The organism is Paenibacillus oleatilyticus (assembly GCF_018998565.1).
GTDB lineage: Bacteria > Bacillota > Bacilli > Paenibacillales > NBRC-103111 > Paenibacillus_G > Paenibacillus_G oleatilyticus.
Window position 1 is genome coordinate 1 of sequence record NZ_JAHNZO010000007.1, and the last position, 15,303, is coordinate 15,303.

Here is a 15,303-nt window from a genome sequence, read left to right on the forward strand (position 1 = left end):
CCCGCGAGCTGGCGCAGGCGCTCGCGGAAGGGCTCTGGCTCGGCGCGTACCGCATGCCGAGCTATGCCGCCGCCGGCGGGGCGCAGCCGCCCGCGCTGCGGGAAGTCGCCCTGCTGCACGGCAGGGCGGAGGCCCCGGAGACGCTCGCGGGACTCGAGCGTGCGGTCTTCGCCGCGGAAGCGCTGGCGCTGGCGACGAACTATGCCCGCGACCTCACGAACCTGCCCGGCAACTATTTGGTGCCGGAGACGCTCGCGCGGGAAGCGCAGACCTTGGCCGCCCGGTACGGGATGGAATGCACGGTGCTCGACGAGCACGGCATTCGCGAGCAGGGCATGGGCGGCCTGGAGGCCGTCGGCAAGGGCAGCGTGAACCCGCCGCGCATGATTGCCGTCCACTATCGGGGGACGGCGGAGGAGAACGCCGAAGTGATCGGCCTTGTCGGTAAAGGCATCACCTTCGATACCGGCGGCATCTCGCTCAAGAAGCCGGAAGGGATGGAAGAGATGATCAGCGACATGGGCGGAGCCGCCGTGCTGCTCGGTCTGATCCATGCGCTCGGCCGGCTCAAGCCATCGGTCAATGCGGTGATCGTCATTCCGGCGGCCGAGAACATGCCTTCCGGCTCGGCCTTTAAGCCTGGCGACGTCATTACGGCGATGAACGGCCAGACGATCGAAGTGCTCAACACGGACGCCGAAGGGCGGATCGTATTAGCGGACGGTGTGCTGTATACGAAATCGCTCGGGGCGACGCGCCTGATCGATATCGCGACGCTGACCGGCGCGGTGCTGGTTTGCTTCGGCGACGTGGCGACCGGAGCCGTTGCGAATGACGAGCCAATGCTGCAGGAGCTGCTGTCCGCCGCCAAGCGGGCGGGGGAAAAGGTGTGGCCTTTGCCGAACTATCCGGAATATCACGACATGCTGAAGAGCCAAGTGGCCGATATCCGGAACTCTACCTCGCGCGACCGCTGGGCCGGCAGTATTACGGGCGGGCTGTTCATCGGCTTTTTCGCCGGGGAGACGCCTTGGGTGCATTTGGATACGGGCGGCACGGCATGGCTGTGGAGCGAACGGGGGACGGAGCCGCTGGGCGGCACGGGGGCGATGGTGCGCACGTTAAGCGGCTATCTGTGCCATTCCGTATTGAACGGGTAGATCCAGGCGAAACGCAAAAAAGCGGATTCCGCAGCGGCGCTGTTGCGTACGCTTGGAAATCCGCTTTTTTGCGATCCAATAAAGCAGAGACTGCGGTCGCTCCGGCAATTAAGCCTGAAGCTGTTTGCCCTCGTTCGCCGTTACCGCGCCGGGCGTAACCATCACCTTCATCGCCGCTTCCTCCAGATCGGCCATCCGAATGAGCAGCCGCGACACTTCGTCGGTCGTATAAGACAGGCTGCGGGTCCGCTCGGCCAATTGCGGGAGGTCGATGCCGATCCACCCCTGCTTGCGGGGATGGAGGGACAGGTCAAAGGGAAGTACGGCCAGCGCCGCTTCGGTGCTGTCGGAGCCGCCCGCCGCTTTGGCTTCCGGCGCTCCGGTAGATTCACTACTCCCCATACTGTTTAAGTGAAAATACAGCTTGCGGCTATGATTCCAACGAATAAACCCGGGCTTGAACGCGATGGTCAGCACCGGATCGCCGCCGATGGTTTGTTTTACGAACCGGACCCCGGCTTTCGGCTTCAAGCGAATGTATTGAATCCGTCCCAAGTCTGGCAAAAATATGACGATCGCGACCGGCAGCGCGCTGGCCGCATACAAGTAGACGATGGATTCATAGTAAACCGAGAGCCCAAGCAGACCGATAAATACAATAACGGATAATACGAGCAACCACTTGTTTGATTTAAACATGAATGTAAATCCCCCAGATGATCAGGCATTTTCAAAAAAACAGCCGACACTCCTATTCTACCATAACCTTTACAGCCTTTGAAAGCGATCAGCCTGTTCGCGGATTGTCAATTTTTTGTAAGGATCGCGTCGGCACTCCGGTTCATTGCTGTACCGCCGGAGATCAATTGTAACATCAACCAACCATATATCGGGGGGACATCCGAATGAAACGCAAAATCGGCATCATCGGGCTGGGAGATATCGCCCAAAAAGTATATTTGCCGCTATTATCCGCGAGCGAGAAAGTCGATATCGTGGGGCTGTCCAGCCGTTCGATGTCGACTGTAGACCGAATCGGCGAACAGTACCGGATCTCCGGAAGATACGCTTCCCTCGCGGAAATGCTGCGTCAGGCCAAACCGGAGGCGGTATTCGTCCACAGTCCGACAGAAACGCACGATACGATCGTGACGACATGCTTAAAGGAGGGAATTCACGTCTACGTCGATAAGCCTCTCGCTTACGACATCGAAGCTTCGGAACGGATGGCGGCCTATGCCGCCGAACGCGGGCTGCTGCTTGCCGTCGGGTTCAACCGCCGCTTTGCGCCGCTGTATGTGCACGCCAAGCGATGGATGGAGGAAGGGGGCGGCTTCGATCTGGTGACGGCGGCGAAACACCGGACGAAGCTGCAAAGCCACAGCGCCAAGCACACGCTGTACGACGACTTGATTCACATGCTCGATTTATTGCTGTGGCTTGGCGGAGACGCTTTTGACATGGCGTCGTACCGGCAGCGCACCGATCAGGAAGGACGGCTTTTGTTCGGAGCGGGAACCTTGACTTTCGGCCATGGCGCATCCGCATCCTCCTCGCCGGACTCGGCAGTTGCGCAGTTCAGCATGGTACGCCAAGCGGGAGCCGATCTGGAACAGTTGGAGCTGCACGGAAGCGGCCGGTCCGCCGAAGTGCTGAACATGGAAACCGCCGTATGGAGAACAGCGGGCGCTTCCCCTCAAGAGCAAACGTTCGGAAGCTGGGATTCGATCTTGCGCCGCCGGGGGTTTGCCGATGCGGTGGATCATTTCCTGGAATGCATAGCTGACCCTTCGCGCTGCACGATTCGCGCCGACCGGACGTTACCGGCTCACCGCCTGGTGGAAAAGCTTTTCCCGGAATGAAATGAAGCGGGGACTACGTCAGGTTGACATGTCGAAGGAGGTGTCTGCTTTTTATGGAGCAAGAGTCCCTGATCAAGCACTGCTTTACCTATGCCCCCGGCGGTATTGCAATCATTTCGGCGGAGGGATATTTTATCAGGGTCAACCCCGCGTTCGGCCGCCTGCTGGGCTACGCCGAAGACGAGCTGGCGAACCGGCTGGAGAAGCAGTTTACTTATCCGAAGGACCCCGGCGTTAAGGAGGCAGCCGCCCCGCTGCTTGAGTCTGGCGCCGCATCCGGGATAGCGGTGGTCAAACGCTACCTGCGCAAGGACGGCGGTACGGTCCGGGTAAAACTCGACGTCATCCTCATCCGCGATCAAAACGGGTCGTATGCCGGTTTCTGCGCCTATGCCTCGGAATGGCCGGAAGCTGAGGAACCGAAGATGCTCCAAGCGGCGGAGCTGTACGAGATGGTCTCGGAGCATACCCGCGACGTCGTCTCTTACGGGATTGACGGTGTGCTGCAGTTCGTTTCCCCGGCTTCGCTCAAGCATCAGCTTGGCTTCGAACCGGAGGAACTGATCGGAAAGCACGCCTCCGAATTCATCCATCCGGACGATCTTGAGTCTTTGGGAGAACAAACCTTTCGGGAATCCGATTCGTTCATCTGCCGGATTCGCCACAAGCAGGGGTATTACGTCTGGTTTGAAGTTTCCGTGAAGCGGGTCGCCGACCCGGAAGGACTCCAAGTGAAAGAAATCTATATCGGCCGGGACGTTACGGAACGGGAGCGGGCGCAGGCAGCGCTTCGCCATAGCGAGCAGAATCTGGCGCAATCGCAGCGCATCGCCCGTTTGGGCAGCTTTGAATGGGACGAGCTATCCGGCAAAATGCTGTTGTCGGGCGAGCTGCGCCGCATTTTACAAACCGATCTGCATGCAAACATAACGTGCGAGGAGCTGATGGCCCGCATTCACCCGAATGACCGGGAGGCGGCGCGGCAGTCGATGCGGCGAGCGTTGACCGGACGCGAAGTTGAAGTCGAATGCAGAATTGTTCTGAACGACGGGACGGTCAAGTTCATTCGGATTCAAAGCGCTACGACATTGACCTCGAAAGGAAGACCGCTTCGGATCAGCGGGACGATCCAGGATATTACGGGCCAGAAGCTGATGCTGCAAATGCTTGAAGAAAGCGTAGACCGGTATACGTCGCTCAAAAAATATAATTTGGACGCGATCGTCTCGCTCAATAAGAGCGGGATCATCACGTCGGCCAACCCTGCGGCCGAAACCATTACCGGCTACTCCGTACTGGAGCTGATTGGCATGCCTTTTGCCGATTTGCTGGCACCGGAAGAAGAGGAAGCGCATACGCTGCTTCATAAAATCATGCACGAAGGCGCCTTGTCCGGCATGGAAATGCAGATCGTCCGCAAGTCGGGTGAGCCAGTCTATCTGGTTGCAACGCCGGCCCCGATCTACGTCAACCGAAAGCAGGTCGGCTGTTACCTTATCGCCAAGGATATTACGGAGCAGAAGCGGAAGGACGAGCTCCTGCTCAAGTCCGAGAAGCTGACGATTGCCGGGCAGCTTGCCGCAGGGGTCGCTCACGAAATCCGCAATCCGCTGACGGCGCTCAAAGGCTTCGTTCAGCTGATGGGCCGCTCGGAGCACAGCTATTCGCAATATTTGCCGGTTATGAAGGAGGAGCTGGAGCGGATCGAGATGATTATCAGCGAGCTGCTGATGCTGGCCAAGCCGCAAGCCGTGCAAATGAAAATCACCGACCTCGCCGTGCTCGTTCAAGAGGTCGTGATGCTGACGGGCGCGCAGGCGACGCTTCTTAACATCGAGATCCGCTTCTTTCCAACCTGCGAGCCGCTGCCGATTCGCTGCGATCCGAATCAGATCAAGCAGGTGTTCGTCAACTTTTTGAAAAATGCATTCGAGTCGATGCCGCGAGGGGGGACGATTGACGTAAGTATGGAGGCCGTGGGGCAGGGACTTGCCTTGGTTCGCATTGCCGATCAGGGCTGCGGCATTTCGCAGGAGCAGCTGCGGCAGATCGGCGAGCCGTTCTATTCGACCAAAGAAGCGGGGACGGGACTCGGCCTGCTCGTCAGCCACAAAATTATCGAGCATCACAAGGGCCGAATTCACATCGCCAGCGAGGTGGGCGTTGGCACGACGATTCAGGTCACGCTGCCAATCCACCGTTAGCAGTCGGCAGGTGCACTTTAAGGTGAAGCCGGTTGAGCCACCACAATGTGCAGCCCCCCTTTTACGGGTATACTAGAAGGAGAAGACGCAGCGTGAAAAGGAGGCGTAGTTTATGACGACGGATAATAAGATAGCGCAGCCGGAAGCGGGAGGACCTGCGCCGGAGCGTGTGCCTCCCGGCCAGAAGGTGACGGAAGGCTTTCCCGTGCTGCATTATGGCGAAATTCCTTACTACAACGACATGGGCAAATGGAGTCTGCGCCTGTTCGGGCTGGTGGACGAGGAGCTGACGCTGAGCTATAAACAGTTTTTGGCGCTGCCGCGCCGGGAGTTCCGCAACGACATCCACTGCGTCACGACCTGGTCCAAGCTGGACAATGTCTGGGAAGGCGTGGCCGTAGCGACGCTGATGGAGCGGATCAAGCTGAAGCCGGAAGCGCAGTACGTGATGCTGCACGCCGAGCACGGGTGGAGCACGAACCTGCCTTTGGCGGATTTCCTGCGCGACACGACGTTTCTCGGTATTCGGCATAACGGCGTGCTGCTGTCGCCGGAGCACGGCTATCCCGTGCGCGCGGTCGTCCCGCACCTGTACTTCTGGAAAAGCGCCAAATGGCTGCGCGGCATCGAATTTATGGAGAAGGACAAGCCGGGCTTTTGGGAACGGAACGGGTATCATATGTATGGCGATCCTTGGGCCGAGGAAAGGTACGATTTTGATTGACGGAGCACAAAGCTCCGAAAAGACCGGCATCTGTAACGACAGGTGCCGGTTTTACGTTTGGCTTCCTGGCTTCATCCGCGCTCTGTAATGTCTCTCATTAATCAGGCATGTACCCCTGTTGGGACAAAATTGCTATCCTTTAAAATAATCGTAAATCGTGTTCATTAAGGGATAAGTCTTTTAAGGGAGACATTTTACGATTGGCGGTGGACGGGAAAGTATGAGGAAAAAATCAATTCTGTACAAACCGATCATTGCGGTCACCGGCAGCTCCGGTAAAACGACAACCAAAGAAATGATTGCCGCGGTATTGAAGAAACGTTGGAGAATCTTCAAATCGCCCCAAAATCGAAATGCCGTGTCGGCTACCAAAAGGCATGCAAAATTGCTCCGTTCTGTTCACCGGGCCGTTGTATTGGAATATGGCATGCAATATTACGGAAATATCAAACGCCACTGCCACTATATTCGTCCTAATATAGGCGTTATCACCAACATTGGAAAGGCCCATATCGGCAATTTTGGCGGCCGAATTCAAGGTGTGGCCAAGGCAAAGTCGGAATTAATCCGTTACATGAAATCGACAGGGACCTTATGGTTGAACGCCGATGACCAGTATTCCAAACTGCTGCGAACGAAGGGATTCAAGGGCCGCATCGTGCGAATCGGAATCCGCAACAAAGCTGTTTACCGGGCGTCTCAAATCCATAACGGTAAACGTGGAATGACATTCCGGGTGAAGCTTGACGGGAAAGAACACCGTTTTTATATCCCTATTTTAGGTAGGCATAATATTTATAACGCGTTGTTTGCCATTGGCATTTCTCATCGTTTAGGTTTTACACCGAAGCAGATCCAGAACGGCCTCAAAAGCTATGAAAAGCCAAAAAGACGGCTGTACGTCTACAACTTGAGAAGAGGCATAAGATTAATCGATGATTCTTACAGCGCAAATCCGGACGCGGTAAAAGCCGCCCTTGATGTATTGTACGTTACCGGCAAAAACAAAAAAATTGCCGTACTGGGTTCCATGTCGGAATTAGGCGCATATGCAGTTAAAGGCCATAACGAAATAGGAAGATATGCAGCGCGAAAAAACATCACCCATATATTCGCAATCGGAAAACATGCCTCACAGATTATCGCTGGAGCCAAGCTAGCAGGCTTTCCCGCCAAAAGCTTGCACAGCTTCGTCTCCAGGGCGCAGCTTCACAAGGCATTGGCTCGTGTTATACAACCGGGCACGACTATTCTTGTAAAAGGGTCAAATCAGATGAGGATGGACAAAACAGTAGCGTATTTGAAGCAAATTTATTTCAGAAGCAGATAGAATGCATGAATCGTGAAATGACCGGCGTTCGTATCGGACGCCGGTTTTTGTATGGTCACATTTGGCGCACCTTATTTCTATTTTTTTCGTATGGTTGTGTTTACATTTGTATTTCCCCGTGTTGCCGCAATACTGTGATCAATGTCATTCCGATCGGGGTGGAAGAACGGTAACATAAATGATAATAGATCTCAGGGAAAGGGATGTTTTTCATGCCATATCAAAACATATTAACCGCATTCGACGGCTCGGCATTATCGGTAAAAGCGTTGGAAAAGGCCATAAAATTTGCTCAAGATCATGCCGCGAGGCTTGAAGTAATTCATGTCTGTCACATTCCCGTTCCCGTGTTCGGAGGGCCGCTGTATGCCGCACCGTTCAACGAGGAGAAAGATTACTTGCTCGCCGCCCAAGCTATGATCGATGAAGCCAAACGCTTAACCTCGCCGCTGCCTGAGGTCAACGTGATCCTGAAGCAGGGAGAGCCGGCTCTTGCCATTCTGGAATACGCCGAAGAAAGCGGAAGCGACCTGATCATTATGGGAAGCAGAGGACTAAGCGGCCTGCGCGAGTTTGTTCTTGGCAGCGTCAGCCATCATGTGGTTCAGCACTCCAAAGTTCCGGTGCTGATTGTCAAGTAGCTCGGTTCAACGCACCTGCAAGGTGCTTTTTTTATCTCTAAAAGCAGGGCCGCAGTCGATCCAAAAAGTTTACTCTCCCATGCTCATTTCCGGGTATAATGGGGATAACTAGCCAAGAAACGGGGGATGCGGATGCAGCACTTAACCTTGCTGCTCATGGAGCGGATGGGCTTGCTATTGTTGATCACGTTCATCCTTACCCGAATCCCGCAGTTCCGTTACCTGCTCGACCGGAGGCCGGATTGGAAGACCGGATTGACGTTTTCGCTCGTTTTCGGTCTGGTCAGCATCGGAGGCACGTACGCCGGGGTGACGATTACCGGAGAGAGGGTCGACTCTTCCTTTTTGGTGGCTTCCCTTCAGCCGGAGGAGGCGATGGCGGATTCGGCGCTGATCGGGGTGATGGTGGCCGGTCTGCTTGGCGGGGTCGCTGTAGGCACGGGGGCAGGTCTCATCTCCGGCATTCACGCTTACAGCCTGGGCGGAATTACTGGCATAGCCGATGCGGTGTCTACGCCGATTCTGGGGCTCTTGGCCGGACTGGTCGCCCGCTTCTTTGCCGAAGAAAGAGTCATCGCGCCGGTGAAGGCGCTGTTTATTAGCGTATTCGCTCCCATCCTGCAAATGGGCGTTGTACTGATCGTGAACGAATCTTCGCCTGCCGCGATCCGTACAGTGGATCTCATCGGAATACCGATGGTGGCGGCCACCAGCGTAGGGGTCGGCATTTTGGTCGCGATGATTCAGGCGGCGATGAAGGAGGAGGAGCGGGCTGCCGCCTCCGAGACGCAGCGGGCGCTGCATATCGCGGAAATGGCGCTTCCGTTTCTTAAGCAGGGGCTGACCTTCGAGACCGCCGAAGCGGCGGCCAATGTGCTGCGCCGCGAGCTTCGCGCCAGTGCGGTCGCCATTACGGATACGAAGCAAATCTTGGCGCATGCAGGCACAGGGATGATGCCGGGCATCCAGGGAACGCCGATCGCTTCGGAGTTGTCGAGGAAGGCGGTCCAAACCGGGGAGATTCAGATTGCCCGAACGAAGGAGCAGATTCAGCCGCATCACCCGGCGATCGGCGCGGCGATTATCGTTCCGATTCGAAGCGGGGGTCAAGTCGCGGGATTAATTAAATTGTATTATCCCGGCGTCAGGCAGATCCGCCCGGTGGAGGAGGCTTTTGCCCAGGGGCTGAGCAAGCTGATCTCGATTCAGCTCGATATCGCGATGGCGGAGCAGCTGAGAAGCTTGATGAAGGATGCAGAGTTGAAAGCGCTTCAAGCGCAAATTAACCCGCACTTTTTGTTCAATACGCTTAATGCGATCGTCACGCTGATTCGGATCAAGCCCGAAGCGGCCAGACGGGTTACCGTGCAGCTCGGGCATTACATGCGCATGAACCTGACGATGACCCAAGCGCCGCTGGTCCCGCTGTATAAGGAATTGGAGCATCTTCATACGTACCTCGGTATCGTGAATATCCGGTTCGAGGACCAGCTTTCCGTCGATTGTCAGTGCGATCCCGGCCTGGAGTCCGTATCCATCCCGCCCTCCACGCTTCAGCCGCTGGTCGAAAACAGCATCCATCACGGCTTTCAAGGGCGGACGGACAGGGGCGACATTCATGTCGAGCTCCGTCGCGTAGCGGACGGGGTTCGCATTGTGGTCAAGGACAACGGCAATGGTTTTCCGGCGGACGTATTGGAGACGCTGGGGGCTTCCCCAGTCACGGGCGGCGGGAGCGGGAGCACGGGCATCGGAGTCTATAACGTGAACCGGCGGCTGATCCACCTGTTCGGCCCGGAGGCCGGGCTGAAATTTTCCAATCCGCCCGAGGGAGGGGCGCGCATCGAATGTACGATACCTTATCAAGCGGAGGAAAGGCGTGAAGCGACAGATGAAAGTAATGATCGCAGAGGATGAGCGGCTGGCGCGGGAGGAGCTGACTTATTTATTGTCCCGGGAGCGGGATGTCGAGCTGCTGCCTTTTGCTGCGAGCGGGGTCCAACTGCTGGAGCTGGCAGCGGTGCACAAGCCGGATGTCGTCTTTCTCGACATTCACATGCCTGGTCTGGATGGGGTGCAGACCGCACACAAGCTGATGGATGTCGAGCCGCGGCCGCATATTGTTTTTGCTACGGCTTACGAGCAGTATGCCGTGGAAGCGTTCCGTCTGGAAGCGGTGGATTATTTGTTAAAGCCTTACGACGAGGAACGTCTTCGTCAAACGCTGCAAAAAATACGCAAAATGCGGACTCCCTCCGAAGGAACGGCGATCCCGCCCGCTGCCGCGACGGCTTCACTGGCTTCGGATGGGGCGATCCGGTCCCGGAGTGCATTCAAGCCGAAGTTGCTCATCGATGACGGCAGCCGTATGGTAGTGGTCGAGCCTGCGAAGATCAGCTATGCGGTCAAGGAAGAGAAGCTGACGCAAATTCATATGGCCGACGGGCAGGTGCATGCGACCCGGCAAACGCTTCAGGAGCTCGAGGAGAAGCTGACCGGGTATGCTTTTTTCCGGACGCACCGCAGCTACTTGGTGAACGTGGACCGCATCGATGAAATCGAGCCGTGGTTTAACGGCGCTTACAACGTCGTCTTGAAGGATGCCGGGCGGAGTAAAGTGCCTTTGTCCAGAGTGGCGGCCAAGGAATTGATCAAGCGGCTGCAGGGAGACTAGCAGACCGGGAAAGGCCGCCGTTCAGGACGGCTTTTATCCGTTTGAGGGACGTTTTTTGACATTTCGCGCCGAAGTTCAAGTGATCCGTACATTCCTATGCTACAATTATAAAGCGCTTACAAGTAAATTACTGGGATCTGGGACCGATGAATAAAGCATCCCGGTTCCGATAGCGCGGCGGCCGGTACTTCCGGCAGACGTTAGACCAAGAGCGACGATCAATCTTTGCAGGAGGGAAAACTAATGAAAGAACAATCCCGAAGGAATGCTTACAGCGAAATCGTACGCTCCGATACGTTTCGCAGGCTGATGGTCCAGAAGAAACGTTTTATCCTGCCGATGTCGATCTTTTTCCTCGTGTTCTACTTCGTTCTTCCGGTCCTGACCTCGTATTCTCAAGTGCTGAACACCAAAGCGGTCGGTTCGATCACGTGGGCATGGATTTTCGCTTTCGCGCAATTTATTATGACCTGGGTGCTGTGTTCGCTGTATACCCGCAAGGCGGTCGAGTTCGACGCCTTGGCCGAACAGATCAAAGACGAATCCAAAACGAGCCTGCGGAAGGTGGGGTAGCCGATGATGAATACGGCCTTTCTCTTGTTTCTGATCATCGTGGCGGGAACGCTGGTCATTACGTATTATGCGGCCAAAAAAACAAAGACCGCCAGCGAATTTTACACCGCCGGGGGCGGGTTAACGGGTTGGCAGAACGGTCTGGCCATAGCGGGCGACTACATGTCTGCGGCTTCGTTCCTGGGGATCGCCGGCATGGTGGCGCTGTTCGGCTTCGACGGCTTCTTTTACAGCATCGGCTTTCTGGTTGCGTACCTTGTCGTGCTATATTTGGTCGCGGAACCGCTGCGCAATCTGGGAAAATATACGATGGCGGATATGATCGCGGCCCGTTTCGACAACAAGAAAGTACGGGGCGTGGCGGCGTTGAATTCGATCACGATCTCGATCTTTTATATGATCGCCCAATTGGTCGGCGCCGGAGCCTTGATCAAACTGCTGCTTGGTCTCGAATATTCGACCTCGGTCTTGATCGTCGGCGCGCTGATGACCGTCTACGTCGTCTTCGGCGGGATGACAGCCACGAGCTGGGTACAGATCATCAAGTGCGTGCTGCTGATGGCGGGAACGTTCATCATATCGCTGATTGTGTTTGCCAAATTCGATTTTAATCTCCTTCATATGTTTGATGCGATGGCCACGGCCACGCCGCTGAAAGAAGCTTTCCTGAATCCGGGCAACAAGTTTACGAACGGGCTGGATACGATCTCGCTCAATCTGGCGCTCGTGCTCGGCACCGCGGGCCTGCCGCATATTTTGATCCGCTTTTTTACGGTAAAAGACGCCCCGACCGCAAGGAAGTCCGTGGTTGTCGCGACTTGGGTTATCGGGCTGTTCTATGTCATGACGATTTTCCTCGGCTTCGGCGCGGCTGCTTTTGTCGGGAAGGATGTGATCGTGCAGGCGAACGCGGCCGGCAACATGGCGGCCCCGCTGCTGGCTAAGGCACTCGGAGGAGACTTCCTGTTCGCTTTCGTCTCGGCGGTAGCGTTCGCTACGATTCTGGCGGTCGTCGCCGGTCTCGTGCTCTCGGCAGCCTCGGCCTTCGCGCACGACTTCTACAGCCATATTTTGCGTAAGGGGAAGGCGACGGAAAAGGAGCAGGTAAGGTCTGCGAAGCTGGCCTCTGTCGGGGTCGCGATTATTTCGATTATACTGGCGCTGTTTGCCCAGAAGCTGAACGTTGCTTTTCTGGTCTCGTTGGCCTTCGCCGTCGCTGCAAGCGCCAATCTGCCGGTCCTTGTGTTCACCGTGTTCTGGCGCAGATTCAATACCGCCGGCGCCGTGACGGGAATGCTCGTAGGCTTGATCAGCTCGTTGATTCTGGTGTTGGTCAGCCCCAACGTGTTTGACCCGGTCGCAGGGAAAGCAATACTCGTCGGAGAGCCGCTGATTTCGCTGACGAATCCGGGCATCATCTCGATCCCGATCGGATTCGTGGGCGCCATCGCCGGAACCTTGCTGTCCTCCAAGCGCAACGACGAGAAGTACGATGAGATTCTGGTAAAAGCGAATACGGGCATGCAAGAGGTCGTGTGAGTTGAAGAGAATAAGGTGGTTCGGGAGTCGTGCGGGCGCACGGCTCCTTTTTCTCGTTGTCCGGTTGACTGTTATACCCCTATGGGTATATTATATACCCCACAGGGTATTTAATATTTTATAGAAAAGGACTGATGATTACCGTGCCTAAAAATATTGTCATCGTTGGCGGAGTGGCGGGCGGCGCTACGGCGGCGGCCCGATTAAGACGTTTGAACGAGCACGATTCGATCACGATGTTCGAACGCGGGGAGCATATTTCGTTTGCCAATTGCGGGCTGCCTTATTATATCGGGGGGACGATTGCATCCCGCGACAAGCTGCTGCTTCAATCGCCGCGGGGGATGAAAGACCGGTTTGGCATCGACGTTAAGGTGCGAACGGAAGTGACGGCGATCGACCGGGCGGGCAAAAAAGTCCGGGTGAAGCAGCTGGATACCGGAGAAGAAACGGAATATCCTTACGATGTTCTCGTCTTATCGCCGGGGGCGAAGCCCATCGTGCCGGAAATTCCCGGCTTAACTGAGGCGGAAGCGGTGTTCACGCTGCGCAATATTCCCGATACGGATCGGATTCACGGCTGGCTTGACGAGCACAAGCCGGGTCATGCCGCCATTATCGGCGGAGGGTTTATCGGCGTCGAAATGGCCGAAAACCTGCGCCATCGCGGTCTTGAAGTGACGCTGGTGGAGCGGAACGGACAGGTGCTGGGGCCGCTTGACCCCGAGATGGCCAAGCCGGTGGAACGGCACATGCGTCTCCAAGGAGTCGATCTTGTGCTTGGTGCGTCCGTCGTCGCGATCGAAGATCGCGGGAAAACGCTGCGCCTGTCCTCGGGGCAAGTTCTCCGGACGGACATGCTGCTGCTGGCGATCGGCGTGACGCCGGAGAGTGGATTGGCCCGTGAAGCGGGGCTTGAGCTTGGTGTAAGAGGAGCCATCCGTGTAAACGAGCGGCTGCAAACGAGCGATCCGTCCATCTACGCGGTCGGCGATGCGATCGAAGTCAAAGACCGGACGCTCGGCTTCGAAACGGTGGTGCCGCTTGCTTGGGGGGCCAACCGTCAAGGGCGGCTGGTTGCAGACGCGATTCAAGGGCGGAAAGCGTCTTACCCCGGGGCTTACGGAACGGCGATTGTCCGAGCGTTCGACCTGACCGCGGCCGTCACCGGGGTGAATGAGAAGACGTTGAACAAGCTGGGGGTTCCGTATGAGGCTATCCATATCCATCCGGCCTCCCACGCCGGGTATTATCCCGGAGCTGCGCCGCTGTCGCTCAAGCTGCTGTTCGATAAAGCAAGCGGTGCGATTTATGGCGCGCAAGCTGTCGGGCAGGATGGGGTAGACAAGCGGATCGACGTGATTTCCGCGGCGATGCGCGGAGGGCTGACGGCAACCGAGCTGGCCGATCTGGAGCTGGCGTATGCGCCGCCGTATTCGTCGGCCAAGGACCCGGTTAACATGGCCGGATACGTCGCATCCAACGTGATGGAAGGCTTGGTCGAGACGATGCAGTGGCACGAGGTGGATGCGTATGTCGAGGGCGGCGGACTGCTCGTCGACGTCCGGGACGACGCCGAACGGATGGCGGGCTACATTCCGGGTTCGGTCTGCATTCCGCTGAACGATTTGCGCAACCGGCTGCACGAGCTGCCGCTCCAGCATCCGGTTGTCGTCTCGTGTCAGGTCGGTCTGCGGGGTTATGTCGCGGCCCGCCTTCTTCAGCAGCACGGGTACCGGGTGCGCAATTTGGACGGGGGCTACAGAACGTACGCCGCGATGGCTGACGAGCCGCCGCATCCCGCTCCCGAGACGGGCAGCGCTCCGTCGGAGGTACCGGCCGCATCCCCGGCCCCTCCTGTTCAACCTCAGGTTCAGGTCGACGCTTGCGGATTGCAGTGTCCAGGCCCTATTATGAAAGTATACGAAGCGGTCCGGCAGATGGCGCCGGGAGAACGGCTCGAAGTGAAGGCCACCGATTTCGGATTCGCCGCGGATATTGCCAAATGGTGCGAAAAAACAGGCAATCCGCTGGAGACGGTCGAATCTTCGCCCGAAGGCGTGCGGGCGGTGCTCGTGAAAGGGGCCGGTGCCTCACCGCAGCAATCCGTCTCGGCCTCGCCCAAAAACGGCGCGACCATGGTCGTGTTCAGCGGCGACCTGGACAAAACGATCGCCGCCTTCATCATCGCCTCGGGGGCCGCGGCGATGGGCAAGCCGGTCACGATGTTTTTCACCTTCTGGGGCTTGAACGTGCTGCGCAAGGCCGAAGCCCCGGCCATCAAGAAGGAAGGCTTGGAGGCAATGTTCGGGATGATGATGCCCAAAGGCGCGGCCGCCCTTCCTTTGTCCAAAATGAACATGGGAGGTCTTGGCGCCAAAATGATTCGCCGCGTCATGCAGCGCAAACATGTCGATTCGCTGGAAGCCTTGATGGGCAATGCGATCCGTTCCGGTGTCAAGCTGGTCGCTTGTACGATGAGCATGGATATTATGGGTATCCGCAAGGAAGAATTAATCGACGGTATCGATTATGCCGGCGTAGCGACTTATTTGGGCGATGCCGAGGATTCGGGGTTGAATTTGTTTATTTAGAA

The 15,303-nt window shown here is 56.8% G+C and carries 12 protein-coding genes; 11 read left to right on the forward strand and 1 reads right to left on the reverse strand.

Going from position 1 to position 15,303, the window contains the following annotated elements:
• On the forward strand, positions 1-1,160 hold a 1,160-nt coding region (locus KQX66_RS11005; RefSeq protein WP_216792514.1), incomplete at its 5' end, for a leucyl aminopeptidase.
• Between the two features lie 108 nt (positions 1,161-1,268).
• On the opposite strand, the gene KQX66_RS11010 is transcribed toward KQX66_RS11005, so the two are convergent.
• The gene (locus KQX66_RS11010) at positions 1,269-1,859 is read right to left on the reverse strand and encodes a hypothetical protein (RefSeq protein WP_216792515.1); all 591 of its coding nucleotides are present in this window, start codon (positions 1,857-1,859) and stop codon (positions 1,269-1,271) included.
• A gap of 206 nt (positions 1,860-2,065) precedes the next feature.
• Between KQX66_RS11010 and KQX66_RS11015 the strand changes: the two genes are divergently transcribed.
• The 10 genes from KQX66_RS11015 (at position 2,066) to KQX66_RS11060 (ending at position 15,301) form a co-directional block, all read left to right on the forward strand.
• Positions 2,066-3,022, forward strand: coding sequence for a Gfo/Idh/MocA family protein (locus KQX66_RS11015; protein ID WP_216792516.1), 957 nt, complete (start codon positions 2,066-2,068; stop codon positions 3,020-3,022).
• A gap of 53 nt (positions 3,023-3,075) precedes the next feature.
• The gene (locus KQX66_RS11020; RefSeq protein ID WP_216792517.1) at positions 3,076-5,226 is read left to right on the forward strand and encodes a PAS domain-containing sensor histidine kinase; all 2,151 of its coding nucleotides are present in this window, start codon (positions 3,076-3,078) and stop codon (positions 5,224-5,226) included.
• A 112-nt stretch (positions 5,227-5,338) separates the two neighbouring features.
• Positions 5,339-5,950 (forward strand): sulfite oxidase-like oxidoreductase, encoded by a 612-nt coding sequence (locus KQX66_RS11025; protein ID WP_216792518.1) that lies wholly within the window; start codon positions 5,339-5,341, stop codon positions 5,948-5,950.
• Positions 5,951-6,170: 220 nt separating this feature from the next.
• Positions 6,171-7,280: a UDP-N-acetylmuramoyl-tripeptide--D-alanyl-D-alanine ligase gene (locus KQX66_RS11030; protein WP_216792519.1), complete on the forward strand. Its 1,110-nt coding sequence runs from the start codon at positions 6,171-6,173 to the stop codon at positions 7,278-7,280.
• 212 nt (positions 7,281-7,492) lie between these two features.
• Entirely contained in the window at positions 7,493-7,921 is a 429-nt protein-coding gene (locus tag KQX66_RS11035) for a universal stress protein (protein WP_216792520.1), read from the forward strand.
• A 132-nt stretch (positions 7,922-8,053) separates the two neighbouring features.
• The gene (locus KQX66_RS11040) at positions 8,054-9,838 is read left to right on the forward strand and encodes a LytS/YhcK type 5TM receptor domain-containing protein (RefSeq protein ID WP_306665872.1); all 1,785 of its coding nucleotides are present in this window, start codon (positions 8,054-8,056) and stop codon (positions 9,836-9,838) included.
• Positions 9,813-10,595, forward strand: a complete 783-nt coding sequence (locus tag KQX66_RS11045) for a LytR/AlgR family response regulator transcription factor (protein ID WP_216792716.1) — start codon at positions 9,813-9,815, stop codon at positions 10,593-10,595. The genes KQX66_RS11040 and KQX66_RS11045 overlap by 26 nt, the downstream gene beginning before the upstream one ends.
• A gap of 243 nt (positions 10,596-10,838) precedes the next feature.
• The gene (locus tag KQX66_RS11050) at positions 10,839-11,168 is read left to right on the forward strand and encodes a DUF485 domain-containing protein (protein WP_216792522.1); all 330 of its coding nucleotides are present in this window, start codon (positions 10,839-10,841) and stop codon (positions 11,166-11,168) included.
• Between the two features lie 3 nt (positions 11,169-11,171).
• A complete protein-coding gene (locus tag KQX66_RS11055) occupies positions 11,172-12,707 on the forward strand; it encodes a solute symporter family protein (protein WP_216792523.1) in 1,536 nt (511 codons plus the stop codon).
• A gap of 143 nt (positions 12,708-12,850) precedes the next feature.
• Positions 12,851-15,301 (forward strand): CoA-disulfide reductase, encoded by a 2,451-nt coding sequence (locus KQX66_RS11060; RefSeq protein ID WP_216792524.1) that lies wholly within the window; start codon positions 12,851-12,853, stop codon positions 15,299-15,301.
• Positions 15,302-15,303 lie beyond the last annotated feature (2 nt).

Excerpts from the sequence above, each read along its gene's own strand:
- KQX66_RS11035 (WP_216792520.1), top strand. The coding sequence starts at position 7,493 with ATGCCATATCAAAACATATTAACCGCATTCGACGGCTCGGCATTATCG.
- KQX66_RS11030 (WP_216792519.1), top strand. The coding sequence starts at position 6,171 with ATGAGGAAAAAATCAATTCTGTACAAACCGATCATTGCGGTCACCGGC.
- KQX66_RS11010 (WP_216792515.1), bottom strand. The coding sequence starts at position 1,859 with ATGTTTAAATCAAACAAGTGGTTGCTCGTATTATCCGTTATTGTATTT.
- KQX66_RS11045 (WP_216792716.1), top strand. The coding sequence starts at position 9,813 with ATGAAAGTAATGATCGCAGAGGATGAGCGGCTGGCGCGGGAGGAGCTG.
- KQX66_RS11040 (WP_306665872.1), top strand. The coding sequence starts at position 8,054 with ATGCAGCACTTAACCTTGCTGCTCATGGAGCGGATGGGCTTGCTATTG.
- KQX66_RS11025 (WP_216792518.1), top strand. The coding sequence starts at position 5,339 with ATGACGACGGATAATAAGATAGCGCAGCCGGAAGCGGGAGGACCTGCG.
- KQX66_RS11015 (WP_216792516.1), top strand. The coding sequence starts at position 2,066 with ATGAAACGCAAAATCGGCATCATCGGGCTGGGAGATATCGCCCAAAAA.
- KQX66_RS11020 (WP_216792517.1), top strand. The coding sequence starts at position 3,076 with ATGGAGCAAGAGTCCCTGATCAAGCACTGCTTTACCTATGCCCCCGGC.
- KQX66_RS11050 (WP_216792522.1), top strand. The coding sequence starts at position 10,839 with ATGAAAGAACAATCCCGAAGGAATGCTTACAGCGAAATCGTACGCTCC.
- KQX66_RS11055 (WP_216792523.1), top strand. The coding sequence starts at position 11,172 with ATGATGAATACGGCCTTTCTCTTGTTTCTGATCATCGTGGCGGGAACG.